Source organism: Corallococcus sp. BB11-1, assembly GCF_026626625.1.
GTDB classification, from domain to species: domain Bacteria; phylum Myxococcota; class Myxococcia; order Myxococcales; family Myxococcaceae; genus Corallococcus; species Corallococcus soli.
In genome coordinates, this window is record NZ_JAPNJY010000020.1 from 19,083 (window position 1) to 44,472 (window position 25,390).

General features: G+C 70.4%; 22 protein-coding genes. 19 read left to right on the plus strand and 3 right to left on the minus strand.

Going from position 1 to position 25,390, the window contains the following annotated elements:
* Positions 1–74: 74 nt before the first annotated feature.
* Both OV207_RS16200 and OV207_RS16205 read left to right on the plus strand, forming a co-directional pair.
* Positions 75–1,688, plus strand: a complete 1,614-nt coding sequence (locus OV207_RS16200; RefSeq protein ID WP_267556105.1) for a hypothetical protein — start codon at positions 75–77, stop codon at positions 1,686–1,688.
* Positions 1,689–2,640: 952 nt separating this feature from the next.
* Positions 2,641–4,254, plus strand: a complete 1,614-nt coding sequence (locus OV207_RS16205) for a hypothetical protein (protein ID WP_267556106.1) — start codon at positions 2,641–2,643, stop codon at positions 4,252–4,254.
* A gap of 8 nt (positions 4,255–4,262) precedes the next feature.
* Here the strand turns inward: OV207_RS16205 and OV207_RS16210 are convergent, their stop codons facing one another.
* On the minus strand, positions 4,263–5,357 hold the full coding sequence (locus tag OV207_RS16210) for an SGNH/GDSL hydrolase family protein (protein ID WP_267556107.1): 1,095 nt from the start codon (positions 5,355–5,357) through the stop codon (positions 4,263–4,265).
* A 358-nt stretch (positions 5,358–5,715) separates the two neighbouring features.
* On the opposite strand from OV207_RS16210, the gene OV207_RS16215 reads away from it, so the two are divergent.
* Genes OV207_RS16215 through OV207_RS16240 form a run of 6 tightly spaced genes read left to right on the plus strand, consistent with a single transcriptional unit; the run spans position 5,716 to position 12,258 of the window.
* Positions 5,716–6,624 carry an ATP-binding cassette domain-containing protein gene (locus OV207_RS16215; RefSeq protein WP_267556108.1) on the plus strand — a complete coding sequence of 303 codons (909 nt, stop codon included), beginning with the start codon at positions 5,716–5,718 and terminating at the stop codon, positions 6,622–6,624.
* Positions 6,621–7,430 (plus strand): ABC transporter permease, encoded by an 810-nt coding sequence (locus OV207_RS16220; RefSeq protein WP_267556109.1) that lies wholly within the window; start codon positions 6,621–6,623, stop codon positions 7,428–7,430. The genes OV207_RS16215 and OV207_RS16220 overlap by 4 nt, the downstream gene beginning before the upstream one ends.
* Positions 7,417–8,667 (plus strand): aminotransferase class I/II-fold pyridoxal phosphate-dependent enzyme, encoded by a 1,251-nt coding sequence (locus OV207_RS16225; protein WP_267556110.1) that lies wholly within the window; start codon positions 7,417–7,419, stop codon positions 8,665–8,667. The genes OV207_RS16220 and OV207_RS16225 overlap by 14 nt, the downstream gene beginning before the upstream one ends.
* The gene (locus tag OV207_RS16230) at positions 8,664–9,575 is read left to right on the plus strand and encodes a nucleotidyltransferase domain-containing protein (protein WP_267556111.1); all 912 of its coding nucleotides are present in this window, start codon (positions 8,664–8,666) and stop codon (positions 9,573–9,575) included. The genes OV207_RS16225 and OV207_RS16230 overlap by 4 nt, the downstream gene beginning before the upstream one ends.
* A complete protein-coding gene (locus OV207_RS16235; protein ID WP_267556112.1) occupies positions 9,572–11,272 on the plus strand; it encodes an alpha-amylase family glycosyl hydrolase in 1,701 nt (566 codons plus the stop codon). Before OV207_RS16230 ends, OV207_RS16235 begins: the two co-directional genes overlap by 4 nt.
* Positions 11,269–12,258, plus strand: a complete 990-nt coding sequence (locus OV207_RS16240) for a nucleoside-diphosphate kinase (RefSeq protein WP_267556113.1) — start codon at positions 11,269–11,271, stop codon at positions 12,256–12,258. Before OV207_RS16235 ends, OV207_RS16240 begins: the two co-directional genes overlap by 4 nt.
* Before the next feature lie 5 nt (positions 12,259–12,263).
* Here OV207_RS16240 and OV207_RS16245 read toward each other — a convergent pair whose 3' ends face one another.
* The gene (locus OV207_RS16245; RefSeq protein ID WP_193428452.1) at positions 12,264–13,052 is read right to left on the minus strand and encodes a hypothetical protein; all 789 of its coding nucleotides are present in this window, start codon (positions 13,050–13,052) and stop codon (positions 12,264–12,266) included.
* Between the two features lie 86 nt (positions 13,053–13,138).
* Between OV207_RS16245 and OV207_RS16250 the strand changes: the two genes are divergently transcribed.
* From OV207_RS16250 to OV207_RS16260, 3 genes are read left to right on the plus strand one after another with little or no spacing between them, the layout of a single operon-like run.
* Complete coding sequence (locus OV207_RS16250) at positions 13,139–15,880, plus strand: PEP-utilizing enzyme (protein WP_267556114.1); 2,742 nt, start codon at positions 13,139–13,141, stop codon at positions 15,878–15,880.
* On the plus strand, positions 15,873–16,502 hold the full coding sequence (locus tag OV207_RS16255) for a gamma-glutamyl-gamma-aminobutyrate hydrolase family protein (protein WP_267556115.1): 630 nt from the start codon (positions 15,873–15,875) through the stop codon (positions 16,500–16,502). The genes OV207_RS16250 and OV207_RS16255 overlap by 8 nt, the downstream gene beginning before the upstream one ends.
* Positions 16,499–17,272 carry a phosphocholine cytidylyltransferase family protein gene (locus tag OV207_RS16260; RefSeq protein ID WP_267556116.1) on the plus strand — a complete coding sequence of 258 codons (774 nt, stop codon included), beginning with the start codon at positions 16,499–16,501 and terminating at the stop codon, positions 17,270–17,272. Before OV207_RS16255 ends, OV207_RS16260 begins: the two co-directional genes overlap by 4 nt.
* A gap of 4 nt (positions 17,273–17,276) precedes the next feature.
* Here the strand turns inward: OV207_RS16260 and OV207_RS16265 are convergent, their stop codons facing one another.
* The gene (locus tag OV207_RS16265) at positions 17,277–17,792 is read right to left on the minus strand and encodes a hypothetical protein (protein WP_267556117.1); all 516 of its coding nucleotides are present in this window, start codon (positions 17,790–17,792) and stop codon (positions 17,277–17,279) included.
* A gap of 150 nt (positions 17,793–17,942) precedes the next feature.
* Between OV207_RS16265 and OV207_RS16270 the strand changes: the two genes are divergently transcribed.
* The 8 genes from OV207_RS16270 (at position 17,943) to OV207_RS16305 (ending at position 25,371) form a co-directional block, all read left to right on the plus strand.
* Positions 17,943–18,107, plus strand: coding sequence for a hypothetical protein (locus OV207_RS16270; protein ID WP_267556118.1), 165 nt, complete (start codon positions 17,943–17,945; stop codon positions 18,105–18,107).
* A gap of 1 nt (position 18,108) precedes the next feature.
* Entirely contained in the window at positions 18,109–18,513 is a 405-nt protein-coding gene (locus OV207_RS16275; RefSeq protein WP_267556119.1) for a PaaI family thioesterase, read from the plus strand.
* A 137-nt stretch (positions 18,514–18,650) separates the two neighbouring features.
* Complete coding sequence (locus OV207_RS16280; RefSeq protein ID WP_267556120.1) at positions 18,651–19,172, plus strand: FmdE family protein; 522 nt, start codon at positions 18,651–18,653, stop codon at positions 19,170–19,172.
* 337 nt (positions 19,173–19,509) lie between these two features.
* The gene (locus OV207_RS16285; protein WP_267556121.1) at positions 19,510–19,872 is read left to right on the plus strand and encodes a TlpA family protein disulfide reductase; all 363 of its coding nucleotides are present in this window, start codon (positions 19,510–19,512) and stop codon (positions 19,870–19,872) included.
* Between the two features lie 41 nt (positions 19,873–19,913).
* Entirely contained in the window at positions 19,914–20,213 is a 300-nt protein-coding gene (locus OV207_RS16290; RefSeq protein ID WP_267556122.1) for a hypothetical protein, read from the plus strand.
* Positions 20,214–20,406: 193 nt separating this feature from the next.
* A complete protein-coding gene (locus tag OV207_RS16295) occupies positions 20,407–20,676 on the plus strand; it encodes a hypothetical protein (protein WP_267556123.1) in 270 nt (89 codons plus the stop codon).
* Entirely contained in the window at positions 20,676–22,217 is a 1,542-nt protein-coding gene (locus tag OV207_RS16300) for an efflux RND transporter periplasmic adaptor subunit (RefSeq protein WP_267556124.1), read from the plus strand. The genes OV207_RS16295 and OV207_RS16300 overlap by 1 nt, the downstream gene beginning before the upstream one ends.
* A 7-nt stretch (positions 22,218–22,224) precedes the next feature.
* Positions 22,225–25,371: an efflux RND transporter permease subunit gene (locus OV207_RS16305; protein WP_267556125.1), complete on the plus strand. Its 3,147-nt coding sequence runs from the start codon at positions 22,225–22,227 to the stop codon at positions 25,369–25,371.
* Positions 25,372–25,390 lie beyond the last annotated feature (19 nt).

Sequence of the window (25,390 nt, forward strand, 5' to 3'; positions counted from 1 at the left end):
AAGTCCTACTTCAAAGTCGGGACACGGTTCATCCGTTTTCCCGGCCAGGGTGCCACTCGGGGGAAGCGCCCCTGATGCACACGGGACGCCCGCGCTACGGCAAGGATGACGCGCCGGACAGGGAGTCCTGGCCTTCCTATACGTCCCAGCAGGCCTCGGATACACTGGTGGTCGCGATGGGCCGCATGGACGAATGCCCGGCTCGCGCCCGTCTGCTGTCAGCCTTCATGCACGCACCCGCCGCCGCCTCCCTTCCTCGCCCATTCTCTCCCTCTTTGCTGCTCGCGCTCCTGGTGGGAGCGGCATTTTTCGCGCTGCACTACCCCACGCTGGCCTCCTTCCCTGACTTCATCCTCGCGGATGCGGGCGCCTCACTGAAGTTGGATGTCCTTCTGGCGTCGGAGCTGCGGCCAGGGGTGGATTTCGGCTACACGTACGGGCCGCTGTCCGCCGTCGTAAGCCGCATCGGCTATGGCTTGGTGGGACGCACCGCACCCGCTCACCTGGCGCTCGTGGCGCTCCTGTCGCTGGGCTCCATCCTTGGTCTGGCTCGCTGCATGGCGCGCCTGGAGACGAACTGGACAGGGCTTGCCATGGCGCTGCTCTGCACGCAGTTCTTCGTCCGGAACTTCGGCTTCAACCTGACGTATGGCCTGGAATCCGCCTGCCTGCTGAATGCGCTGGCCTGTCACATGGAGGGCCGACGCGATCGGGCCCTGGCGCTCGCGGTGCTGGCCGCCCTGGTGAAGCCCAGCATGGGCATCCTCTATTCAGCGCTCCTGGTCTTCTGGATTCTGCGTCGCGTGCCCGGGCTCCGCGAGGCCTGGCGCCAGCTACGGCCCGCCGTCGTGACCGCCACGCTGGCCCTGACGGCGTGTGTGGCAATCCTCGGGTTCCAGAGCACCTTGCGCACGGCGATTCCATTGGTGGGGGCCGTCCACTACTCCGCTCGCGGCGCGAGGTTCACGCGACTCATCACGACGCTGGTGGCTCCCTCTGGGGTCAATTTCAAGTACTACCTCGGGACGCTTGCTGGGTTCTGGATCCTCGGGACGGCGCTCTTGGTGCTTGGGGCTGCGCGCGCGCTTTCGGGCGTCCGAGGCAACCAGCCCCGGGCCGAGGTGGGCGTCACCTGCGCCGTGCTTCATCTCGCGTTCACGACGCTCTTCTTTGGACCCTGGCAGACCTATCTGGGCCTCCTGGTCGTCGGTGTCTTCTGCGTCGTTGAGCGCGGTGCTTTTCGCTGGGCCCTGGTGGCCATCGCCCTGGTGGGCAGCACGGAGATGGTGAGGGCGGGGATCCGGGGTTGGAAGGAGCGCACTCCGGACGCGCATCTTCTTGGCACCTGGGTTCGGCCAGCCGAAAGACAGGAGGTGAACGAGGTGCTTCGCGTGGTGGGGAGCCAGCCCATGTACTTCCTGACCACCGGCTTTCCCGAAGGGCTGTTTCCAGGCAGCCACGGGAGCCGAAGCTGGTTCGTGGCTCCGGGGGTCTTCTCTCCCGCCGAGCAGGAGGCCATGTCCCGGGACATGCGAACCTCGCCTGTCGTGGTCGTCTCTGATTTGTATCAGGGCGCAGGCATCCTCCAGTGGGACTGGGTCCGCCAATCCCTGACCCACCACACCCGGGTCCACAGCGGCGAGCTGTTCACCGTCTTCGTGACGGGCGCCCCGCCTGTTCGACCGTAGGCTCCGTCATCCCGCGCACCCCTGGGTGCCGCATCGATTGCCTCATGCCGCAACAAGGCTGGCGCGCGGTGGGACGCATCAGGCCGCTGGTATAGGGGGCCTCTCCCTGTCGCGAGGGAGAGGCCCCTGGAGCGCCCTGCGCTTCACCCGCGTCAGACCGCGTCCTGGATGTTCCCCAGGTACGTGTCGATGCGTTGCCCGGAGTGGAGCCCGTGGACCTGGCGCGCGACTTGAAGACGTCCGCCTGGGCCAGGGGGCGGGCCACCTGGTTCTTCGGGGCGCCGGGCGCCGCCTGGGGGTTCAGGGGCCGCGGCGTCACCGGGCGGATGCCGCTCTTTCCTGCTCCGTCGATGTCCGTGGTCGGGTCCTCTGGATTCTCGGGTTCAGGGCGTTATCGGAGCCTGAGAGAGAAGGAGTTGCTCCGCCAGGTCAGATGAGGACGCGGATGCCGCAGGGCGTCGCGGCGGGCGAGGGGCCGGCCCGGCTCAAGGCAGCACGGCGCCCCGACAATTCCTGTCACGACCACGCGGACAGCCTGCTGGGGTGTCCTGCAATCTGAATCAGCAAAAGCAGGTTTGAGACTACCCATGAAGGCCTGTGAACAAACCCGGCGATGTGACTGGCGTTATCGTGCGCGGCTCCGGGGCCAGGACCGGGTCTCGGATTGCGCATCGCGCCGCAGCGCCGGTGTTCGTCAATGCGCGCTGTCACGCGCGCTGCTGCGTCGCGCAATCCAGATTCTCATGTATCAAGACATGTGGGTGGTACACAAAACATATTTCAACGATTGTCACTCATTGAAAGAAATTCGCGTAAGAGTCTTTCGGGCATGAAGGGCGCCGGCCGCGCAACCCGCGGGCCTGGCAGTCCTGAATGCACAGCCGACAGGCTGGAACCTCCATTGAAGCATCCATGCACATGTCTCGCGGCCACGGGCTGCGAAGGGAGAAGTATGCGAAAGCTGTCCATGATGGGCGCCATGCTGTGCGGCGCGCTGGTGTCAGGGTGTCAGGGCGAGGACCTGGAGTCCCCGTCCCACGAGCAGTCCGGCGGCACGGGCATCGAGGCGTCCGTCGCGTCCACCCAGCAGTCGGTCGTCTCCGCGGAGCTCGGGGCGGCGCTCGCGTGTGTCCAGACGTATGCCAACACGGGGACCTGCGACTGGGAGCACTGGAGCGAGATGGTGGAGACGTGCCTGACCTACGAGCATGTGGAGCTCGAGGACGGCGTCTTCGTTGATGCGGTGCAGTCAGGGAGCTGCACCGCGGCCAACTGGACCGCGCTGCGCGAGCAGCTCATCGCCCCGCGCTCTCCGGCCGTCCGCGTGCGCGAGAGCTGCAACGGCGCCTCCCTGGTGCTCCAGGAGGCCACGTCCAACGGCTGCCACACCCTCGCGCCGACCGCGGGCGCCTCCTTCATCGACGTGCCGATCGGCAAGACCGTGACGCTCCATGCCGGCGCGGACTGCGCCGGCGACTCGGTCACCGTCGAGAACGACGCGAACCTCTGTGAGACGTCGTTCGCGAGCGGCGCGAGCGCGAACGACAAGGTGCGCTCGTACCGGATTCAAGACGCCGAAGTGCTCCCCTCGTCGCACCGCTACGACTGTGGCGCCACGGAGTCGACCTGCGTCAAGAACTACAACAGCGCCAGCAGGTTGGGCGCCCTCAACAAGAAGCACACCGTCAAGATCGTCCGCATGACCCTCGAGGGCAAGAGTACGCCCGCGATGACCACCATCCGGAACGTCGTCGGAAACCTTTACGACTACTACGCCGTCGCGTCGCGCAACCAGGTGAGCCTGGAGATCGTCGGTACGCAGACCGTGGCGGTGACGAGCAGCAACTGTGCGACGGCGAAGACCCAGGCCCGTCAGAAGACCACCAACTCGAACGCGTTCCTGACGGTGTATGTGCTGCCTGGCGGGATCTGCTCCACCTCGAACGCCGGCTCGCGCACCGTCAACCTCAAGGGCACCCTGTTCCGGGACTACGCCCATGAGGTCGGGCACGTCCTCGGCCTCGCTCACGGCAACGTGCGGGACCCCTCGACCGGCAAGGTCAAGTCGTCCGGCGACTCAAGCACGTACATGGGCATCTTCGCGTCGGACAACTACAACCTCCCGCAGCTCCACTGGCTGGGGTGGACGAAGAAGGAGGAGATCGTCCAGATCAACTCGGCCATCGCCAGCAATGGCTTCACGGAGATCACCCTCCGTCCGGTGGGCACCAACGCCGACAGCACCAGCCCCCTCCCGATGGGAGCGGTCTGGGAGATTCCCGGCACCGACCAGCGCCTGTTCATCTCCGTGCCGAAGCCGCGCCTGAACGGCACGAACAACATCGAGGGCGGCAACGTGTTCGCGCACCGCGCGCCCAAGTGCGTGGGTTGCACGGGCATGGCCATGGGCACGATGCAGATGGCGCGGTTCGGCGCCAAGTCCGTCAATGAGCACGAGGCGAGCGGCATCTTCATCAAGCCGGTGGGCTACACGAGCCACTTCGTCCAGGTGGACGGCAAGAGCGTGGAGGTGTTCACCTCCGTCACGCTGCGCGTCAGGCAGTAGGCGCCGGCTCAGGGCAGCACGACGTCCCGGATGAACCGGGTCAGGGACTCCGCCATCTTCTGGTGCGTGGCGGCGGAAGGATGCCAATCCTCCGCGACGCCATCGGTGGCGGGGTCCTGTTCGGCCATGACGTGGCGGTGGACGCGGGTGTCCCCGGAGCGGCGCCGCTCCTCCACCAGTCCGGTGATCCAATCCCCGACGTGCACGGACTTCACCACGCCGTGCCCTTCGAGTTTCTTGTATCCATCCGTCATGCTGCCCAGCGTGCAAACGATGTGGGCGCGGGGATGGAGCGTCCGCAGCCGCTGGAGGAACGCGCGGTAGGCGGCCTTGAAGCCGGCCTCGTCCGGGAGGAAGGCGTCGGTGCCGCTGCCCGCGAGCGTGTCATTGGTGCCCACGTTGATGACAATCACGTCCGGAGAGCCGTCCGTGAACTCCCACGCCGCGGGATGCCCGGGCACCGCGAGCCCATAGAGCGCGGGCAGCAGGCCGGACGTCGTCAGGTCCAGGTTGCGATAGACACCATGGCCCGAATAACAGACGAGGACGGGCTCCGCGCCCAGGTTCATGGCGGTGAGCCACGCGTAGGTCCGTCTGGGATTCTGATGCTTCGACGTGAAGGTGGGCGCCCTCCAGGAGCGTGACTCCGGGATGAACGCGACGTCGGTGCCGTAGCCACAGGTGATGGAGTCCCCGATGAACTCCATCCGGAGCCCCGGGCGGGCTGGCGGCTCCCGAAGCTCGCCATGGACCTCCAGCGCCACGAGCTTGCTGGGGCCCACGATGGATTCGGTGCGCTTGAGGAGCTCCACCGTGTGCAGCCCGACCGTCAGCGCCGGGGTGAGCGGGTAGGTGGCCTCGCCGCTCCGCACGGCGAGCCGGGTCGGTGGGGCGCCGTCAACCGAGACGTCGAAGTGGTTGGTGCCCACCTCGCCGCCCGTGCCCGCGTCGTCGAGCCGCATGCGCAGGGCGTCCCCCCAGAAGCGCGCGCGCACCGTGACGCCCGGGTGGGAGAAGACGACCCCGGTGCTGGAGCGGTACGTCCGACCGACGTACTGAATCCTCGCGTCCGTGGCGGGAACGGTGACCCAGGACTGGGCCATGTTGGAGCTCTCCTGTCGGGTCGTGCCCTCCGGCCCGCGAGTGGAACCCTTGCAGTCCCAGAACAGGAGTCCAAGGGCCAGGGCCGGAAGGGTTCGACGGGTGATGAGGAAGGGATTCATGCGTGCTCCGTGACGGAGGCTGTCGGCGAAACCCCTGACGTGGTTTCGCGCATGGCGTGCCGGAACGAATCCTGAACGCACTGAGTTCCTCCGCGTCATTTTTCGACGCGATGGGCTGACGCTGGATGTCAGACCGCATCTGTAGAAGGTCATCCCGACGATGACCGACAAAAAAGCTTTTCCTGAAGAAACAGTATTTCAGGACCCAATCAAACCTCCTGGCCGGCCTGGTCAGTCCATGGGCCCGCCGCACGGAAACATCCTGCTCCGCGCGGAGGGGCTGTCCTTCGCGTTCGCGCAAGGGGCGCCCGTCCTCCGCGACGTCTCCCTCCTCCTGAAGGGAGGGACCTCCGTGGGGCTGCTCGGGGCCAACGGCGCTGGCAAGACGACGCTGCTGGGGGCGCTCACCCGCACCGTGCGGGGCAAGAGCGGGGGCTCGGTGCGGCTGGACGTGGGGGCACTCCCCGCTCACCGCGCCATCGGCTTCGCGACGCAGGCCATCGCGCTGTATCCCGTGCTCACGGTGGAGGAGAACGTCGGGCACCTTGCCCGTCTGTTGTTGGGGCGCGGGGAGGCGAAGGCGGCCATCACCCGGACGCTGGATGAGTTCGCGCTGGGTCCCATCGCCAGCACGCGCGTGCACCACCTGTCGGGAGGACAGCGGCGGCTCGTGCACCTGGCGGCGAGCTTCGTCCACGCGCCGCCCATCCGGCTGCTGGATGAGCCGACCGTCGCGCTCGACTTCGAGGCGCGCCAGCTCGTGGTGCGTCGGGTGCGCGCCTGGCGGGAGGAGGGCGCGGCGGTGCTGGTCACCGCGCACTACCCGGAGGACATCGAGGAGCTGTCCACGGAGCTGGTGCTGCTGCGGGAGGGAAGGACGCGGGACCTGGGGGCGCTGGGGACCGTCCTGTCCAACCAGTCGCGCACGCTGTCACTGCGCGGCGCGCGTCCCACGTCCCCGCCCGCGGAGGGCGCGTGGGAGCTCACGCTCGCCGCCGGCAGCCTGGAGGAGGTCCGCTCGAAGCTGGGCGAGGTCCCCTCCGACGTCCGCCTGTCCGAGCTGCGCCTGTCCGGCAACCGGCTCCGCGACATCCTGCTGAGGGACCCGTCCCTGAGCGCCTTCGCCAGGGAGTCCGAGGGCCCATGAGTCACGACATCGCTTCCAGCAGTCCCTCCGCCCCCAGCGGGGTGGCGGGCTTCGTCAACGTGGTGGGGTGCTACGCGCGGACCGAGTGGCGCGTGCTCGCGCGTGAGCGCACGGCCATGGTGTTCATCTTCATCCTGCCCGCGGTGCTCTCCGCCATCCTCGGCCCGGGTGTCTCGGGGCTCGACGCGGCGCCGGGCGCCATGGGCCGGGCCACCATCGGCTTCGCGGTGATGTTCAGCTACATGGTGGTGACGTACTCGGGTCACGCGTTCTACCGGGACTTCTGGTACCACACCCACGGCAGGCAGGCGCTGATCCGCCCACCGAGGCTCGCGTTCGCCATGGGCAAGGTGCTGCCCGCGTGCGCGATGTCGTTCGTGCAACTGCTGCTCTTCACGGGCTTCGCGGCGGTGTTCCTGGGGCTGCCGCTGCACGGCAGCGTCCTCCAGGTGGCGCTCACGGGCGCGGCGCTGGTGGCCAGCGGTTCGGCGCTGGGCTTCCTCCTCTTCGCGCTCACCCGCAGCACCGCCACGCTCTCCAACCTCTCCTACCTCGTGCTGGTGACGTTCAGCGCGGTGGGCGGAGCCATCGTCGTCACCGAAGCCCTGCCGGGGTGGTCGCGCACGCTCGGCTACGCCACGCCGCACTACTGGGCTTTGCGCGCGCTCAACGAGTCCACCTTCGGCGAGGGCCGCTGGAGCGTCGTGCTCCAGAGCACCGCCGTCATCCTCACCTTCACCGCCGTCTGCGCGACCGCCGCCATCCTGGCGTTCGACTTCCGGGACACCAAACATGACACGACCTGAACAAGACACGGCGGGCCGCCCACGGGCGCCCGTCATCCAGAGGCTGCTCGGGGACCCGCGCGTGGCGCAGGCCCGCCTGGGCAAGCGCATTGGTCGCCTCCCGTACTTCACGCGGGTGGAGTCGGCCACCGGCCCCATCACCCGCATGGAGGGCCGGGACATCCTCAACTTCGGCTCCAACAACTACCTGGGGCTCGCGAACGACGCCCGCGTCATCGCCGCCGCGCAGGAGGCCACGGCCCGCTGGGGCGCGGGCGTGACGGGCTCGCGGCTGCTCAATGGCAACCTGGCGCTCCACGAGGAGCTGGAGGAGGCCCTGCGGCGCTTCTACGGCCGCACCGGCGCCATGGTGTTCTCCACCGGCTACGGCGCCAACCTGGGCCTGATGAGCGCGCTGCTCGGCCGCAACGACCGCGCCTGGGTGGACGAGGAGATGCACGCCTCCGTCCTGGACGGCGTGTGGCTGGCGCGCGCCAACATGAAGCGCTTCGGTCACAACGACCCGGAGCACCTGCTGGCCCAGGCGACGGAGGACGACACCCCCGGCCTCTGCGTCGTGGAGGGCGTCTACTCCATGCGGGGGGACCGGGCCCCGCTGCGCAGGTTCCTGGAGGTGTGCCGCGCCACGAAGCTGGCGCTGGTCGTGGACGAAGCGCACGGCCTGGGGACGGTGGGGGAGCGGGGCCTGGGCACCGTGGAGGAGGAGGGCATCGTCCAGGACGCGGACTTCATCACCATCACCTTCTCCAAGAGCCTGGGCTCCTGCGGCGGCGCCATCATCGGGGACAAGGCGCAGGTTGAGGCGCTGCGCGTCCTCACGCGCCCCTTCCTCTTCACCGCCGCCAACACGCCGGCCTCCGTGGCCGCGGCGCTCGAAGCCCTGCGCATCTTGCAGACGGATCCGGAGCTGGTGCGCCAATTGAAGGAGCGGGTGCGCTCGCTGCGCGAGGCCCTGGTGGCGCGCGGGCTGCGGCCCATCCCGTCGGACGGTCCCATCGTCAGCGTGGAGGTGGGCGCGGACTTCGACACGCTCCAGGCGTGGCGGCTGCTGTGGAACCGGGGCATCTACGCCAACCCGGTCATCCACCCGGCCGTCCCGGCAGGCCATGGCCTGCTGCGCCTGAGCGTGATGCGGACGCATGAGGAGCAGATGGTGCGCACCGTCGCGGATGCGTGCGCGGACGTTTTTTCGGACTTGCAGCTGTCCCAAGAGGGACGGGGGAAGGTGGCATCATGAAGCGCATTCATCAGCTCTCCAGTGGTCAACCGCTCACCGCGGAGACGCTCCGCGCCCACGGCGTGGACGTTGAACGCATCCTGTCGGAGCTCGTCAGCGACCCCGCCTCGTGCGGCGTGCTGCTGACGGGTTCGCTCGCGGCCGGCAACGGCACGCCCAGCTCGGACGTGGACCTGATGGTGCTGGTGCCACACCGCACGTCGCTCATCTCGAGCCAGGAGGGGGTGCGCTTCAAGAACAGCCGCTTCAGCGAGGCGCTCCAGTACTGCGACGGCATCGAGGTCAACGTCGAGCTGGCCGAGCGGGGCCGCGTCGCGGAGATCATGACGTGGATGACCGCCATCGCGCCGGCGCTCTACAAGCCGTCCGAGCTGAAGTTCATCCCCATCATCGACGGCCCGGAGCTGCGCTTCCTGCACCGGCTGCGCACCGGCCTGCCGCTGCTGAAGCCGGACCTCGTCGCGAGCTGGCGGGACGAGTTCCTCGTGGAGCTGCTGCCCACCTACCTCACCGTGCGGCACTTCATGGAGGTGCACGAGTACCTGGAGGACGCCATCAGCCACCGCGCCGTCAGCGAGGAGTCCAGCCGGCACGTGGCGCGCATCGCCGTGGAGGAGGCGCTCGTCTCCATCCTCGCGACCCAGGGGGTGACCAGCGCGGCGCGCAAGTGGCTGCTCATCGAGTCGCGCAAGGCGATGGCCACCTCGGGCGAGGTGGACCGGGCCCTGCTGGCGGAGGGGCTCTCCATCCACGCGGACTGCGCGGTGGGGCCGCTGGTGGAGTGCCTCAAGCGCATCGAGGCGCTCCACCAGCGCATGGCCGCGCGCATGTCGGCGGAGCCGGAGCTGGCGCGCGCGGTGGAGTTCCTCCAGGGCCGCATCGACTACGTCCTCGAGCACCAGGGATGAGCTCCTCCGTGACCACGGCCATCCCGGGCCGCGCCCTTGCGAGGGCGCGGCTGGGGGACGCGCTGCGCCTGCTCCACGGAGCGGAGCGCGCGGAAGCGCTCGTCCAGGAGATCGAGGCGGCGGCGGAGGGGGCGCGCGCGCACGGCCTGTCCAGGCGTGCGGCGGGGGACGCCCGGCCCGTGGTCATCGCCGTGTACCCGGACCATGTGCTCGACGGGGGGGAGGCGCCGCTCGCGGCGCTGCGGCGCTTCCTCCACGACGAGGTGGGCGGCGTGGGGTCGGCCCTGCTGCACGTGCTCCCTCCCTATGTGTCGGACGGGGATGACGGCTTCGCGGTGGTGGACCACCAGGCCGTGCATCCGCGCCTGGGTGCGTGGGAGGACCTGGAGCGCCTATCGGAGGTGGGGGGCGGGCTGATGCTCGACCTGGTGATGAACCACGTGTCCACCTCGCATCCGGGGTTCCGGGACGTGCTGCGCGGGGCGGGGCGGCCGGAGGACTTCCACCTCTTCAGCGAACCACGGGCCCTCGAGTGGGGCACGCGGGTGCGGACCTCCTCCCTCCTCCAGCGCTTCGAGACGGGAGCCCGCCCGGTGTGGGCGTGGTGCACCTACGGACGCTCCCAGGTGGACTTGAACCACGGCTCTCCGGACGTCTTCCTGTCCATGGCGCGGACGCTGCTGCGCCTGATGGCGGCGGGCGCGCGGGTCGTGCGCCTGGATGCCATCCCCCATGTGTGGAAGCGCGTGCCCGGCGGGCCGCACCAGCCCGAAGCGAAGGTGCTGGTGCGAGCGCTGCGCGCCGTGGCGGACCTGGTGGACCCCTCGGTGCGCCTGCTCGCGGAGACCGACCATCGCCCCGGGGAGCGGTGCTACCTGGGCGCGGAGCTGGCGCAGCACGACAACCACCTCGCGGTGCCGCTGCTCGTCTTCGCGGCGGCCCTCGTGGGCGAGGGCAGGCCCCTGGTGGACTGGGTGAACGCCTCCGCGTCGGATGCGCACCGCTGTGACGGCTACGCCTTCCTCCAGACGCACGACGGCGTGCACCTGCGTCCCATGGATCCACCGCTCGACGCACCCACGCTGGGGCGGGTGCTCGCGAGGCTGGAGCGCGCCGACGTGCGGATGTCCCACGCGGACGTGGGAGGCGAGCCCCGACCGTACGAACTCAACAGCTCCCTGCACCGCATCTTCTCCACCGAGGCGGGGCTCGACGTCGAGCGCTACCTGGCCGCGCACGCGCTGCTCTTCGCGCTCCCCGCCACGCCCTGCCTCTACTTCCCCACGCTCTTCGGACTGCCGGACGCGGAGGGCGTCGAGCCCACGAACCCCCGCGCCGCGAACCGGCACCGCTACCCGTATGGAGCCCTCCGCGCGCTGATGAGGCAGCCGGTGCACGCGCGCATCCTGAAGTCCCTCCTGGGCCTCATCCACCTGCGCGACCAGACGCCCGCGTTGCGGGAGGACTCAGGCTGCGAGGCGCGGCTGCCAGCCCCGCACGTCCTCCACCTGGTGCGAGGCCATGGCCGTCAGTCCCTGCACGTGCTGGTGAACTTCGGTGTGGAGCCCGTGTCCGTCCCTTCTCCGCTGCGGGAGTGGAGGGACCTGCTGGGCGGGCGCCAGGGCCAGGGGGACGTGCGGCTCGCGCCGGCCGAGGCGCTGTGGCTGGTGGAACCCGTGAGTGGAGATCCCACATGAGAAACGCCGCCAGTGTGTCCGACCTCGTGGAGACCTACGGCTCGCGTCCGGGGACCGAGGAGTTCGTCTTCACGTTCTTCGACCCGTACGCCATCGGGTTGGGGCTCGCGGAGGAGGCGCTCGCGTTCCTTGCGCGCGAGGGCTTCCACGCCGTGGACCGCCGCTTCGTCCAGTACACGCAGAGCAGCATCGAGGCGGTGTACAGCCCCAACCGCCCCATCGCGCTCGACAGGACGTGGGCCATCCCGAGCGAGGTGTACCTGCTGGAGTCCTCCTGCGCGCTGCTGCTTCGCACCCCGGGCCGGTCGGCCAGCGCGGAGTTCAAGGCGCTCAAGGGGTCCGCGGAGCCGCGCAAGCGCTCACCGCACCACCTGCGCAGCCGGCTTCAGGCGCCGACGCGCGCGCTGAGCCTCATGCACTCCTCGGACGACCCGCGCGCGACCCTGGAAGAGGCCGCCACGGCCTTCGACCCCCGGGAGCTGCGCAGGCTCCTGGAGTCGGAAGGGCAGCCCACCCGGCGCGCCACCTCGGCCGTCCAGCAGCTGCCTGGCGCCGTCGTCGGCCGGACGTGGCGTCCTTCGCCCGGGGAGTTCCTGGTCCACCTCCGCTTGCGCCTCGCCGAGGAGGTGGAGCTCGTCGCTCCCCTCCCGGACGCCCTGACCGCGCCGTGGCGCGAGGCCGCGGACCAGCTCGCGGCGCTTCGCTCCGAACCCGCGGCGTCCCGCGAGGTGTACCTGCGCGTCGTGGCCCGCGAGGCGGCGTTGATGGCGGACGCGGTCCAGGCGGGGCTCGCGCACCCGCGCCGGCCCGGGATGTTCGACTACCGCGTGGAGCCGGCGCTCGTCGCCGCGGTGCTGGAGCTGCTCCACCACCCCGCGCTGTACCGCGAGACGGACCTCACGCGAATCATCGGCCCGCTGGGCGCGTTGGTCCGCAATGCCTATGAGCGCGTGCTCCTGCGCAGCGCGCTCCAGGAGTTCGAATGAGCCCGTCACCCCGTCAGTGGCACGCGCTCAAGGACCCGGCTCTTGAGGATGAGGTCGTCGTGCGTGCGCAGGATGGACAGCTCGCTCACGTCCAGCTCCACGAGGGTGGTGTCCCGGAAGCCGCGCAGCACGCCGAAGAGTTCGTCCGCCTCGTGCACGTCCAGTTCGGAGTTGAAGCGCAGGTGGTCCATCAACTGCAGACAGCCGATGTAGAAGCCGGGGTGGAGCGGGTGGCCCAGGCGCGTCTGGACCTCCGTGAGGTGGTCCACCGGATCCGTGCCCTCCGTCAGCTCCGGGTAGACGGGGAAGTAGATCCGGCCGTTCTTCTTGCCCCAGAACCAGCCGCCCTTCACCTGGACGCGGAAGCGGGGGAAGCCCGCCAGCCGCTGCTTCACGAAGGGGACGATGTCCTGCGCGGGCATCCGTTCGTGGAGTCCGTTGCAGATGGTGAAGTGGTGTCTGTATTTGCGCCGCTCGACGATGTCCCAGGCGATCTTCCGGGCCGCGGCGGTCATGGCGACGGCGTTCATGAAGCGGTTGAACTGGGGGCTCTGGGCGAAGGCGCCGAAGTCCACGAAGCCCACCAGCGAGATGCGGGGCGCGCGGTAGGTGCCCAGCCAGTCGTAGCCGGCCTTGAGGTCGAACGGCACGACCTCCGGGTGGTCGGGCCGCACCAGCGGCAGCTGCATCAGCCGGTATTCGTAGGAGAGGACGTGGTCCTCGGACGGGCGGGGCTGAAGCTCATTGCCCACGCGGCGGTACGCCAGCCGCTCATCCGTGGCGAAGGTTCTCATGCAGTGAATCCATCACACGTGGGCAGGGGCCACAATGCGATGCCGCGCTCGCGCCACGCACCCCTTCCGCTCGAGCGAGGTTGCCCGTGATTGCCCTGGACCGCGAAGCCGCGACGCTTCGCCTCACCCCTCCGGTTGGAAGTCCTCCCGACTTCCGCATCCGCTGCGTCGGCCCCGCGCACGCCTCCATGCGGGTCTGGGCTGAGCGCGTCCTGGGCACCCTCGCCAGGACGTACGCCAGCGCCCCGCTGACGCTCGCCTTCAAGGGGGCGGTGCTTCTTCGACCGGGCGCGCTGCGCGTGTGGCTCCAGGCGGCCCCCACCGTCATCGCGACCTGGCGGGGTGAGTGCCGCTTCATCCTCGGCAGGACCCAGGCGGTGCGCGAGGCGCTGGAGGGCTGGGACCTGGACGCGGTGGCGGACCGCCTCACGCAGGCCGGCGACGTGGCGCGCTTCGAGCTGGCTGGGGAGGAGGTCTCAAGCGAGCCCCTGGCCCCCGTGGGCCGGCTCGTCCTGGGGGACAAGGCGCGCACGCTCGACATCCTCTCGGAGCTGCACGGGCCGTGGCGCATCTCCCCGCCGCACATCGTGCGGGGCGAGGACTGGGCCCGGGACCGGGGCGACGTGCTCCAGCGCGTGCGCGAGCGCTTCGGGGCCGAGCGCGTCGTGGTCCGCTCCTCCTGCTCCGCGGAGGATGCGTGGACGGAGTCGAACGCCGGGCGCTTCCTCTCCGTGCTCGACGTGGACGCGGGCGACGCCGGGGCCCTTGGGGGAGCCATCTCGGACGTGTTCGATTCGTATGGCGCGGGGGCGGCGTCGGAGAAGGTCTTCCTCCAGTCCTACGTCCATCCCGTGAGCGAGAGCGGCGTGCTGATGGCGCGGCACCCTGAGACGCTGGCCTCCTACTGGGTGGTGGCGTCGGATGTGCACAGCGGGCGCACGGACCAGATCACCTCCGGAGCCCTGGAGAAGCCCTCCTCCGCGTACGTGGAGCACGGCGTGCCCAGGGGGCTCTTGCCGGACTCGCTCCGCCGCGTCGTCACCGTGGGCCGCGAGCTGGTGGGGCTCCTGGGGGTGGAGGCGCTGGACATCGAGTTCGCGCTGGCGGGCGGCGACTTCCACCTCTTCCAGGTGCGGCCCATCGCCAAGGGCACGTCGCTGCCGGAGGGGAGCGACGTCCGCCGGGCGATGCTGATCGCGGAGGCCTGCAAGGCGCACCATGCGCTCCTGCTGCCGAAGGGTCCCGTCGTCGGAACCGGGCCCGTCTACAGCACGATGACGGACTGGAACCCCGCGGAGATGATTGGCCGGCGCCCGCTTCCGCTCGCGCGGACGCTCTACGGCTCGCTCATCACGGACCGGACCTGGGCGGAGCAGCGCGCGGGTTACGGCTACCGCGACCTGCGGGGCGTGCCCCTGCTGCGCGACTTCGCGGGGCATGCCTACGTGGACGTCCGGGCCTCCCTCAACTCCTTCATCCCGGCCGTCACCCCGCCGCATGTGGCGGAGGTGATGGTCTCCCATCAGCTCGCCCGGCTGGCGCAGTCCCCGGAGCTGCACGACAAGGTGGAGTTCGAGATCGCCGACACCTGCGCGAGCCTCGGCCTGCGCGAGCGGCTCCGGCGGCTCTATGGGTCCTCCGTGGAGGCAGGGGAGCTGGACGCCCTGGCCACCGCGCTGCGGGACATCACGCTCAACGGGCTCCGGGACCTCCCCGCGTGGCTGGCGCAGGTGGAGCGGCTTCGCGCCCACCCGTTCGCGCCGGGCTTCGAGGGCGGCCTGGGGCCCATCCTCGCGCGCCTGCGGGAGCTGGGCACCCTGCCATTCGCGCACCTGGCGCGGACGGCGTTCGTGGTGACCGCGCTGCTCAAGAGCTTCGTTCGCGAAGGCGTGCTCGACGCCAGCGAACAGCGCGAGGTGCTCCAGCGGATCCGGACGGTGGCCGGGCAACTGCAAGCGGACGCGCTCCGCGTGCGGCGGGGCGAGCTGGGCCTGGAGGCGCTCGTCGCGGAGTTCGGGCACCTGCGCCCGGGGACCTATGACATCCGCATGCCGCGCTACGGGGCGGACCCGGAGCGCTACTTCGGCCCGCTCATCTCCGGAGGGGAGGAGCTGGCCACGCACGAGGCGCCCCTGTCACCAGGCCTCCAGGCGCGGCTGGGGACGGGTCTCCGGAGCGCGGGCTTGAAGCTGACCCCCGACGCGTTCCTCGGCCACCTCGGCGCGGCCATCGCGGGCCGCGAGTACGGCAAGCACGTCTTCACGAGGACGCTCAGCGGCGTGCTCGAACACCTGGCCGATTGGGGCGAGCCGCTGGGGCTTGGCCGGGATGAGCTCGCGCACCTGTCGCTGGAGCAGGTGGAGACCGCGCTGGCGCTCCCGCCGGAAGAGGCGCGGCGCTGGTGCCGCGACGCCGTGGAGGAGGCCCGCGAGCATGCCGCCGCCGTCAACCTCATCGAGCTGCCGGACATCCTGGTGCGCACGTCGCACCTGCTCTTCCACGTGAGCAGCGGGGAGCAACCCTTGTTCGTCACCAAGGCTTGCGTCCGGGCGCCGGTGTTGGTCGCGGACGGGCTGCCGGATCCGGAGCGTGTGCGCGGCAACATCGTGCTGCTGGAGCGTGCGGACCCCGGCTACGACGGCCTGCTCGCGCTGGGCGTCGCCGGCATCGTCACGGCGTATGGGGGGGCGAATTCGCACATGGCCGTGCGCTGCACCGAGTTGCAGCTGCCGGCCGCCATCGGCGTGGGCCGGGAGCAGTTCCGGCGGCTGTCGGGCGGGCGGGTGATGACGCTGGACTGCGGGGGGCGCAGGCTCGTCCATGAGTGAGCGCCGCGTGGTCCTGATCACCCAGCGCCGCGACCACGTCCCGGGGCGCCCGGAGGTGAGGGATGCGCTCGAGGACGCCTGGGCCGCTTGTCTGTGGGAGGCGGGGTGGGTGCCGTTCCCCGCCGTGAACGTGGCGGCCGCGGCGGCCATCCAGTTCGAGGCCCTCCGTCCGGGGCTCGTCATCCTCAGCGGGGGCAACGACGCTCCGGGGACGGGTCAGGACCTGGTGCCCGCCCGGGACGAGACGGAGGCCGTCCTCCTGTCGCTCGCCGCCCGGACGGGGACGCCGGTGCTCGGCGTGTGCCGGGGTGCGCAGATGCTCGCGCTCGCCGCCGGGATGCGGCTCGTGCGCGTCGAGGGCCACGTGCGCGTACGCCACGCGCTGACGGGCCCGCTCGCCCGCGCGTGGCGGGGCCCGGCGGAGGTGGCGAGCTTCCACCACTGGGGCGTGGAGGAGGACTCGCTGCCCACTGGATGGGACGTCCTCGCGCGCGCGGAGGAGGGTGGGGTGGAGGCCTTCGCGAGCAGGGAGCGGCGCTCGCTGGGAGTCCTCTGGCATCCCGAGCGCGAGCCCCATCACCTTCCCGCGGTCATCGAGTACCTGGAGGCGTACGCACCATGAAGGCAATCATCCTGGCCGCGGGTCTGGGGACCCGCATGGGGCCGCTGGCGGCGAGCCGGCCGAAGTGTCTGGTGGAGCTGATGGGCGCTTCGCTGCTGGACCACCAGCTGGCGGTCTACGAGCACTTCGGCGTGGACGTCACGGTGATGGCGGGCGCGCACCCCGAGCAGATTCAAGCCGGGCGTGACGTGCGCGTCGTGGTGAACCCGGCCTACACCACGGGCAACATGGTCGCCACGCTGCGCTTCAGCCTGCCGGTGGTGTCCCGGAGCGAGCCGGTCCTCGTCGCCTACGGGGACATCGTCTTCTCGCGCGAGGTCCTGGGGACGATGCTGGCCGCGTCGCGCGACATCGACGTCGCCATCGACACGCAGTGGCGCCGTCTGTGGGAGCTGCGGATGGAGGACCCCACGACGGACTGCGAGTCATTGCGCCTGGACGGTGAGCGCATCGTGGAGATTGGCGCGCGGGTGCGCTCGGTGGAGGAGGTGCAGGGGCAGTACATCGGGCTGCTGCGATTCGGGCCCGGGGTCCTGCACGCGCTCTACGAGCGCTTCGACCTGCGCGTGGCGAAGGATCCCCGCTATTGGAACACGTCGATGACGGGCTTCCTCCAGGACCTCATCGCCGAGGGCGTGGCGGTGCACGCCGTGCCCATCGCGTCCGGCTGGCTGGAGGCGGACAACGCGGAGGACCTGCGCCGCTATACCGAGGCCCACGCCTCGGGAGCACTGGCGGGCCTCTGGTCCCCCACGGCGGTCTCCCGCTGAAGCCTCAGATGAGGCGCACCCGAGGGTCCCCCGAGTCCTGGAGCAGGGAGAAGCCGGCCCGGTAGCGCTCCTGGATGTCGGGGACGGAGGCCAGCGCGCGGACGGCCGTGTCCCAGTCCGGCCAGGTGAGGTGCTCCGCGCGGACGGCGTCGCTGAAGGGCGAGTCGTCCGTGAGGTGGAAGTGCACCTGTCCGACGTCCTGTCGGGGCCCCGCGTTGACGAGCACCGAGGCAGGGGCCCGCTGCCGGGCATTGGCGATGAGGGCGAAGAGGCTCGCGCGAAGCCCGGCGTGGCGCGGGTGCGCCAGGGCGAAGACATCCGGCACGCCCCGCAGGGGGACGGCGATGTGGTGGAAGGTGCCGTAGACCGGGCGCGGGTGGCGGTAGACGGCGGCCAGCTCCGAGCGCTCCACGGAGGTGAGCGGCAGGAGTCGATCCGCGTGCGCGAAGCCGAAGCGCACCAGGGAGCCGGAGGCAGGGGTCCTCGCCATCCGGAACGCCAGTTGTTTCAGGGTTGCCATGAACGTCCTTCGCCCGTGGGTCAGTCGAAGGAATCATGTCCTCGCGGTCTGACAGAGGGCCCCGCCGATTCTACTCCAGGCGAGGCTCCTGCGATGGGACGGCCCTGCACGAAGGGGAACGATGCGAGGGAACATGCCAGGCACGGAACCATGACGGCGCCCTCGTCGCTCTCCGTCTGTGTCGGCTCGCCGCGCGGCTTCTCCCGCGAGACGTCGAGGTTGGGGATGAAGATGAAGCCCCTTCGTGACGGCTTCCTGGGCACCTGCTTTCGCGCCATGCTCCTGCGGCTGTCCCTCTTGAGTGCAGGAGCATGAAGTGGACGACCTCCAGGAGTTCGCGAGTCAGGTATTCGCATCCCAGCCCTTCAGCCAGTTCCTGGGGGCTCAGCTCGCGAGCTGCGGGCCTGGGACCGCGGAGCTGCGGCTGCCCGTTGTCGATCAGCTGAAGCAGCAGCACGGCTTCGTCCACGGGGGCGTGCTCAGCTACCTCGCGGACAATGCCATCACGTTCGCTGGCGGGCTGGCGCTGGGAGGAAACGCGCTGACCTCCGAATACAAGATCAACTATGTGAGGCCGGCACAGGGAACGCTGCTCATCGCGCGGGCGCAGGCGAAGAGTGCGGGAAAACGCCAGGCTGTCTGCCAGTGCGAGATCTTCGCGGTGCAGGACGGCGAGGAGAAGCTGTGCGCGGTGGCCCTGGGGACGGTCGTGGCCGCGTGAGGAACTGGCGTCGCCCTTGGGAGTTCTCCTGGCGGATCGTTTCAAACGCCTATCCCTGCGGAACGGCGTTCTGATCGCGCGGTCACCGCGTGCTTCCGGATAGAAGGCTCCTGCTGAATCTTCCGCTGGAGGCTCCTGTGTCCGTGCGTCGTCACTCGCTGCTCCTCGCCACGCTGTGCCTCACGCTGGGGTGCGCGGGTTCGCCTCCCGCCGGGCCCACGCCCGCGCCCGCCGAGCCCGGAGCGCTGGAGCGGGTGGCCCTGGTGCACGGGGGCGCGGGACCTTGGGCGGTGGCGGGCTATCGCATGGGCGACTTCGCGCTCCAGCAACTGGGCCTGCCCCGGGGCAGCTTCAAGCTGGAGGTCGTCCACCACAGCCCGGCGTTGGTGCAATACACCTGCGTCGCGGACGGCGCGGCGGCGGCCACCGGCGCGAGCCTGGGCAAGCTCAACCTGTCGCTGGTGACGACGCCCTCGCCGGAGGCCGTGGCGACGACGTTCCGCAACCGCGCCACGGGCCAATCCCTGACGCTGCGTCCGTCCGCGAGCTTCGTGCAGCGCTTCAAGGACGTGCCTCGCGAGAAGCTGGGCGAGACGGGCCGCACGGTCCTGACGCTGCCGGACGCGGAGGTCTTCGAGACCGTCGCGCCAGCGCCCTGAGGCTCCCTTCCGAGTCCATCCACGGGCGTGCGGAGGGGCTGAACAGGACCGACGAGCGCGGTCCCGACGTCGCGCACTCCACTCCGTGCGCGGTCGATACCGTTCCTCCTCGCACGGGGCTGACGCTGGCCATCGGAAGGGTTACACCTCACCCATGCCCCGGACGGATGGTGCGATGACAGGCCGCGGATGGCGCGAGGCGAGGCGGACCTGTCTTCCCCTGCTCGTGGCGCTCCTGCTGAGCGGCTGTCGGGAAGCGGTCCCTCCTGCCTATGTGCGGTTGTCCGGCCCCGCTCCGACCCTCGCGGGTGTTCCGGCGGTTGGAGCCCAGCTCCTCGTGTTCTGGGCGGCGTGGTGCCCTCCCTGCCGTCAGGAGGCCCCGGGACTGCGGGCCCTGGCGAGCGACCCGCCGGAGGGGCTGAACGTCGTGACGTTCGGCCGGGATGCCTCCCTGGAAGAGGTGTCCCGCTTCTTCGACGGCCGCGTGCCGCCGGAGCTCAACCTGCGATTGGACGAGGGGGCGGTGGCCACGCAGGCCCTGGGCGTTGAAACCCTCCCCACCAGCATCCTGGTCGTGGACGGTCGCCTGGTCGCCCGGTTCACCGGCCCCCGGAGCTGGGACGCCCCGGAGATGCGGCGCCTGCTGGAGCGGTTGATGAAGGAACAGCGGGCTCCCGCCGCTTCGGCCCCGCTGCGTTGACCCCGGCGGCCCGGGGCCCATATAGAAAGGGCCTCGCGCGCATGCAGACCTTCTTCCGACTCATGGCCGTCCTCCTGGTGCTGACGACGGGCGGCGTCTTCCAGGCGCTGGCCTACGCGACCGGGGTGTCCGCCGCGTGCTCGGAAGAAGCGGATGAGGACTGCGCGGACTGCACGGCGTCCTGTGGCCTGTGTGCCCGCTGTCCTCAGCCCGCGAGCCCGACGGTGGAGGTCCTTCTTCCCCTGGCGCCCGCGCTGGTGGCGGAGCTGGTGCACGCGGTCATCGTCCATCCGGTGCTGACCGCTCCGTTGACGGACGTCTTCCAGCCGCCCAGAGCCTGACTCCGGCCATTGACGGGGGACGTGTGTCCTCTGTCTGGCCCTCGTCACGCCTCCCATCCCCTCATCCAGGTTCCCCACGCACCGTCCGCGCGGGGTTTCAACGCCGCTGCCCTCCCTCGCGAAGGCGGGCCTGTCCGTGTCGGGACCGGTCTGCTCCTTCGCGACAAGGCGGGCTCGGCAGGAGTCCACACCCATGCGTTCGTTCCGCTCGCTCGTCGTCCTCTCCGCCCTGTCCCTTTCCCTCCCGGTCCTCGCCGAAGAGGCTGCCCCCAAGGCCAGGCCTGCCGCAGACGCCCCGAAGCCCTCCTGTGAGCACGGGGTCCAGAAGGCGCTCTGCTCCCGCTGCAACCCGAAGCTGTCCGCCGTCTACAAGTCCAAGGGGGATTGGTGCCCGGAGCACGAGCGGGCTGAGTCCCAGTGCGTCATCTGCAATCCGAAGCTCGCTGAAAAAGGGGTGAAGTGATGGCTGCCCGCACCGGCCTGGTCGCGCTCACCCTCTGGCTCGCCGCCGTCGGGGCGGGCTGCGCGAAGGAGCCCCGTTCCGCGCCCGCGCAAGGGGCGCCCACGACCGGTGCGGGCGCCCCTCCGGCCTCGGCGCAGCCTGCCCAGGTGAAGCTGTGCCAGCACCGGGTGCCGGAGGAGCTGTGCACCCGGTGCAATCCAGAGTTCGTGGAGGTCTTCAAGGCGCAGGGCGACTGGTGCGAGGCGCACGGTGTCCCGGAGTCCCAGTGCCTCCAGTGCGACCCGAAGCGCACCTTCACGGCCCAGGCGCCCCAGGACTGGTGCGTGGAGCACTCGGTCCCCGAATCCAGGTGCACCAAGTGCAACCCTGCACTGGTGGTGAAGTTCATCGAGGCGGGGGACTACTGCCGCGAGCACGGCTTCCCCCTGTCCATCTGTCCCATCCACCACCCGGAGCTCGCGAAGGCGGCGGGGGCTGGCACCGTCGCGCTGCCGCGCGTGCGCCTGGCCTCCGCGGAGACGGAGTCCGACACGGGCCTGCGCACGCAGCGGGTCGAGCGCAAGAAGCTGGCGCGCACGCTGGACGTGGTGGGGCAGCTGGACTTCAACCAGAACCGTCGCGCCCAGCTGTCCGCTCGGGGCGAAGCGCTCATCCTCGAGACGTGGGTGGACGTTGGCGACGAGGTGAAGGCCGGACAGCCGCTGTTGACGCTCGCCTCCGCGTCGGTGGGAGAGGGGCAGGCCCAGCTGTCCGCGGCGACGGCTCGCCTGGTCACTGCCCGGGCGGTCGTCGAGCGCGAGCGACACCTCGTCGCCAGGGGCATCTCCGCCCAGCAGGCCCTGGAGGCCGCCGAGGCGGAGCTGGCCGCCGCGCAGGGGGCGTCCGACAGCGCCCGGGCCGCCCTGGGCGCGGCGGGCGCGGCGCCTTCAGGCACGGGGGGACGCCATGCCCTGACGGCCCCCTTCGCCGGCACCGTCGTGGCGCGCAACGCCACCATCGGGCGCGGTGCCGCCGCGGGCGAAGTCCTGTTCGAGGTCGCGGACCTGTCCACCCTCTGGGCCTGGCTGGAGGTGCCGGAGGCGGAGGCGGGCTCCGTGCGCCCGGGACAGAAGGTCGTCCTCTTCTTCGAGGGGCTGCGGGGGCCGCCGCGCGAGGCCACGCTCAGCCGCGTCGCGAACTCGGTGGAGCCGCGCACGCGCACGGTGCGCGTGCGCGTGGAGCTGCCCAACCCGGACCGGAGCCTCAAGGCGGGGGCCTTCCTGCGGGCGCGGATCCAGGTGTCCGACGAGAAGGAGCTGCTCCTGGTGCCTCGGGCCGCCGTGCAGCGCGCGGACGGCAAGAGCATCGTCTTCGTCAAGACGGGCGCCGGCATCTTCGAGCCCGTCCAGGTGGAGCTTGGCGATGCCTTCTCCGACTCCGTGGAGGTGGTGAAGGGGCTCGCGTCCGGAGCGGAGGTCGTCACCACGGGGGCCTTCCTCCTCAAGACGGAGGTGTTGAAGGACTCCATCGGGGCGGGCTGCTGCGAAGAGGGGGGCGGGTGAGCCTGCCATGCTGACGCAGACCATCGACTGGTCCCTCAAGCACCGCGGGGTCGTCCTCGCGGCCACGCTCGCGCTCGTCGTCTCGGGAGTCCTCGCCTTCCGCGAGCTGCCCATCGACGCGCTCCCCGACACCACGCCCACCCAGGTCCAGGTGAACGTGGTCGCGCCCGCGCTCACGCCCGTGGAGGTGGAGCGACAGCTGACCATTCCCATCGAACAGGGCCTCGCGGGCCTGCCGGGGCTGGAGGAGCTGCGCTCGGTCTCCAGGTTCGGCCTTGGACAGGTGACGCTGCAATTCAAGGAGGGCACCGACGTCTGGTTTGCCCGGCAGGTCATCAGCGAGCGGTTGGGCGCGCTGGAGCTGCCCACCGGGGTGGCGAGGCCGACGCTGGGCCCCGTCGCCACGGGGCTGGGGGAGGTCTTCCACTACCTGGTGAAGAGCAGGACGCGGAGCCTGGAGGAGCTGGGGGCGCTTCATGACTGGGTCATCGCGCCCCAGTTGCGGAGCGTGTCGGGTGTCGCGGAGGTGAACACCTGGGGCGGTGCCGAGCGGCAGTGGCACGTCATCGTCGACCCGAGGCGCCTGCAGCAGTTCGACCTGACGCTCGGCGACGTCTACCGCGCCCTGGAGGCGAACAACGCCAACGTGGGCGGCGGGGTGATGGAGCAGGGCGGCGCCGCGAGCCTCGTGCTGGGCGTGGGCGTCCTGGAGGACGGCAAGCAGGTGGGCGAGGTCGTCATCGCCGCCCGGCAGGGCGTCCCGGTGCTCGTGCGGGACGTGGCGCGGGTGGAGGTGGGGCGCGAAATCCGGCGCGGCGCGACCACCGCGGATGGCCAGGGGGAGGTGCTGCTGGGCCTGGGCTTCATGCTGATGGGAGAGAACTCCCACACCGTGACCCGGGCCCTGGCCCAGCGTCTGGAGGAGGTGAGGAAGGGCCTCCCCCGGGACGTGACGGTGGAGCCCGTCTACGAGCGGACCGAGCTGGTGGACCTGGTGATCCGCGGCGTGGAGAAGAACCTCTTCGAGGGCGCGCTCCTGGTCATCGCGATCCTCTTCCTCTTCCTGGGCAACGTGCGGGCCGGGCTCATCGTCGCGGCGGCCATTCCCCTGTCCATGCTCTTCGCGTTCAACGGGATGCTGCGCTTTGGCATCGCGGGCACGCTGATGAGCCTGGGCGCCATCGACTTCGGCCTCGTCGTCGACTCCTCCGTCATCCTGGTGGAGAACGCGGAGAAGCGACTGGCGGAGGCGAAGGGCGGACGCAGCGTCCTGGAGGTGGTGCGGGATGCGGCCGTGGAGGTGCGAAAGCCCACGCTCTTTGGCGAACTCATCATCATGGTGGTGTACCTGCCCATCCTCACGCTGGAGGGGGTGGAGGGGAGGCTGTTCCGGCCCATGGCGCTGACCGTCATCCTGGCGCTGCTGGGCAGCGCCCTGCTCTCCATGACGCTGATGCCGGTGCTGGCGTCCTTCGTGTTGCGCAAGGGGGCCGCGCGCGGCGAGCCCTGGCTGGTCCGCGTGCTCAAGCGGGGCTACCGGCCGCTGCTGGACCAGGCCCTCGGGCATCCCCGGCGCGTGCTCGGTGGCGCGGTGCTGCTGGTGCTGGGGGCGGGGCTTGGGGCCACGCAGCTGGGACGCGAGTTCGTCCCCCGGCTGTCGGAGGGCACCCTCGTCATCAACACCGTGCGGCTGGCGGAGGTGTCGCTGTCAGAGTCGGTCCGCTATGGAACGCAGCTGGAGAAGGTGCTGCTCGCGAAGTTCCCCCACGAGGTGAAGCGCGTGTGGACGCGCACGGGCTCACCCGAGGTGGCCACGGAGACGATGGGCATCGAGCTCTCCGACGTCTTCATCACCCTGACGCCCCGCGAGGCGTGGACGCGGGCGGCGACGCAGGACGCGCTCGTCGCGGAGATGAAGGCGGAGCTCGCCGACATGCCCGGCATGCGCATGGCGTTCCTCCAGCCCATCGAGATGCGCGTCAACGAGATGGTGGCCGGGGTGCGCAGCGACGTGGGCATCAAGCTGTTCGGCGACGACCTGGACGTGCTCAAGGCCAAGGCGAAGGAGCTGGAGGCGCTGGTGCGGGCCATTCCGGGGGCGACCGACGTCACCGTGGAGCAGGTCACGGGGCAGCCCGTCCTGGAGGTGGTGGTGGACCGCGCGGCCATCGCCCGTCATGGCATCCCCGCGCGCGACGTCCTGGACGTCGTGGAGGCGGTGGGCACCCGGAAGGCCGGGGAGGTGCGGGAAGGGGAGCGGCGGTTCGACCTGGCCGTGCGCCTCTCGGAGGACTACCGGGAGCGGCCCGCGAAGCTCGCGACGGTGCTGGTCGCGGCGCCGGATGGGTCGCGGATCCCCCTGGGGCGCCTGACGACGATTCGCGAGGTGTCCGGTCCCACCAGCCTCCAGCGCGAGTGGGGCAAGCGGCGCATCGTGGTGCAGGCCAACGTGCGCGGGAGGGACCTGGGCGGCTTCGTCGCCGAGGTGCGCCGCGCGCTGGAGGAGAAGGTGGAGCTTCCTCCTGGTTACTTCCTCCGGTACGGCGGGCAGTTCGAGCACCTGGAGCGCGCCCAGGCACGCCTGCTCGTCGTGGTGCCGGTGGCGCTCGCGCTCATCCTCGGGCTGCTCTACGTCACCTATCGCCGCGTGTTGGATGTGTTGCGCATCTTCGCGGGGGTTCCCTTCGCGCTGGTGGGAGGGGTGCTGGCCCTGCTGGTGCGCGGCCTCCCGTTCTCCATCTCCGCCGCGGTGGGCTTCATCGCGCTGTCGGGCGTGTCCGTGCTGGGAGACATGGTGCTGGTGTCCCGGGTGCGCCAGTTGCTCGGCCGGGGGCGTCCCTTGCAGGAGGCCCTCCCCGAGGCGGCGCTCTCCCGCCTGCGGCCCGTGCTGATGACGTCCTCGGTGGCCGCCATCGGCTTCCTGCCCATGGCGCTCAACACGGGGGTGGGGGCGGAGGTGCAACGGCCCCTGGCCACGGTGGTGATTGGCGGAATCCTGTCGTCCACCTTGCTGACGCTCGTGGTGCTGCCCGTCCTGTACTCCATCCTGGGCGCTGGTTCGGAGGTCCCCCGTGAAGGCGGGCCGAAGGGGCAGGAGGACGAGGACGACGGTGGGCTCGAAGCCGACGAGGAGGTGAAGCCGGTCGCGGTGTGAAGGGCCGCAGGAGGCCCGG

Excerpts from the sequence above, each read along its gene's own strand:
- OV207_RS16200 (WP_267556105.1), top strand. The coding sequence starts at position 75 with ATGCACACGGGACGCCCGCGCTACGGCAAGGATGACGCGCCGGACAGG.
- OV207_RS16205 (WP_267556106.1), top strand. The coding sequence starts at position 2,641 with ATGCGAAAGCTGTCCATGATGGGCGCCATGCTGTGCGGCGCGCTGGTG.
- OV207_RS16210 (WP_267556107.1), bottom strand. The coding sequence starts at position 5,357 with ATGGCCCAGTCCTGGGTCACCGTTCCCGCCACGGACGCGAGGATTCAG.
- OV207_RS16215 (WP_267556108.1), top strand. The coding sequence starts at position 5,716 with ATGGGCCCGCCGCACGGAAACATCCTGCTCCGCGCGGAGGGGCTGTCC.
- OV207_RS16220 (WP_267556109.1), top strand. The coding sequence starts at position 6,621 with ATGAGTCACGACATCGCTTCCAGCAGTCCCTCCGCCCCCAGCGGGGTG.
- OV207_RS16225 (WP_267556110.1), top strand. The coding sequence starts at position 7,417 with ATGACACGACCTGAACAAGACACGGCGGGCCGCCCACGGGCGCCCGTC.
- OV207_RS16230 (WP_267556111.1), top strand. The coding sequence starts at position 8,664 with ATGAAGCGCATTCATCAGCTCTCCAGTGGTCAACCGCTCACCGCGGAG.
- OV207_RS16235 (WP_267556112.1), top strand. The coding sequence starts at position 9,572 with ATGAGCTCCTCCGTGACCACGGCCATCCCGGGCCGCGCCCTTGCGAGG.
- OV207_RS16240 (WP_267556113.1), top strand. The coding sequence starts at position 11,269 with ATGAGAAACGCCGCCAGTGTGTCCGACCTCGTGGAGACCTACGGCTCG.
- OV207_RS16245 (WP_193428452.1), bottom strand. The coding sequence starts at position 13,052 with ATGAGAACCTTCGCCACGGATGAGCGGCTGGCGTACCGCCGCGTGGGC.
- OV207_RS16255 (WP_267556115.1), top strand. The coding sequence starts at position 15,873 with ATGAGTGAGCGCCGCGTGGTCCTGATCACCCAGCGCCGCGACCACGTC.
- OV207_RS16260 (WP_267556116.1), top strand. The coding sequence starts at position 16,499 with ATGAAGGCAATCATCCTGGCCGCGGGTCTGGGGACCCGCATGGGGCCG.
- OV207_RS16265 (WP_267556117.1), bottom strand. The coding sequence starts at position 17,792 with ATGGCAACCCTGAAACAACTGGCGTTCCGGATGGCGAGGACCCCTGCC.
- OV207_RS16270 (WP_267556118.1), top strand. The coding sequence starts at position 17,943 with ATGACGGCGCCCTCGTCGCTCTCCGTCTGTGTCGGCTCGCCGCGCGGC.
- OV207_RS16290 (WP_267556122.1), top strand. The coding sequence starts at position 19,914 with ATGCAGACCTTCTTCCGACTCATGGCCGTCCTCCTGGTGCTGACGACG.
- OV207_RS16295 (WP_267556123.1), top strand. The coding sequence starts at position 20,407 with ATGCGTTCGTTCCGCTCGCTCGTCGTCCTCTCCGCCCTGTCCCTTTCC.
- OV207_RS16300 (WP_267556124.1), top strand. The coding sequence starts at position 20,676 with ATGGCTGCCCGCACCGGCCTGGTCGCGCTCACCCTCTGGCTCGCCGCC.
- OV207_RS16305 (WP_267556125.1), top strand. The coding sequence starts at position 22,225 with ATGCTGACGCAGACCATCGACTGGTCCCTCAAGCACCGCGGGGTCGTC.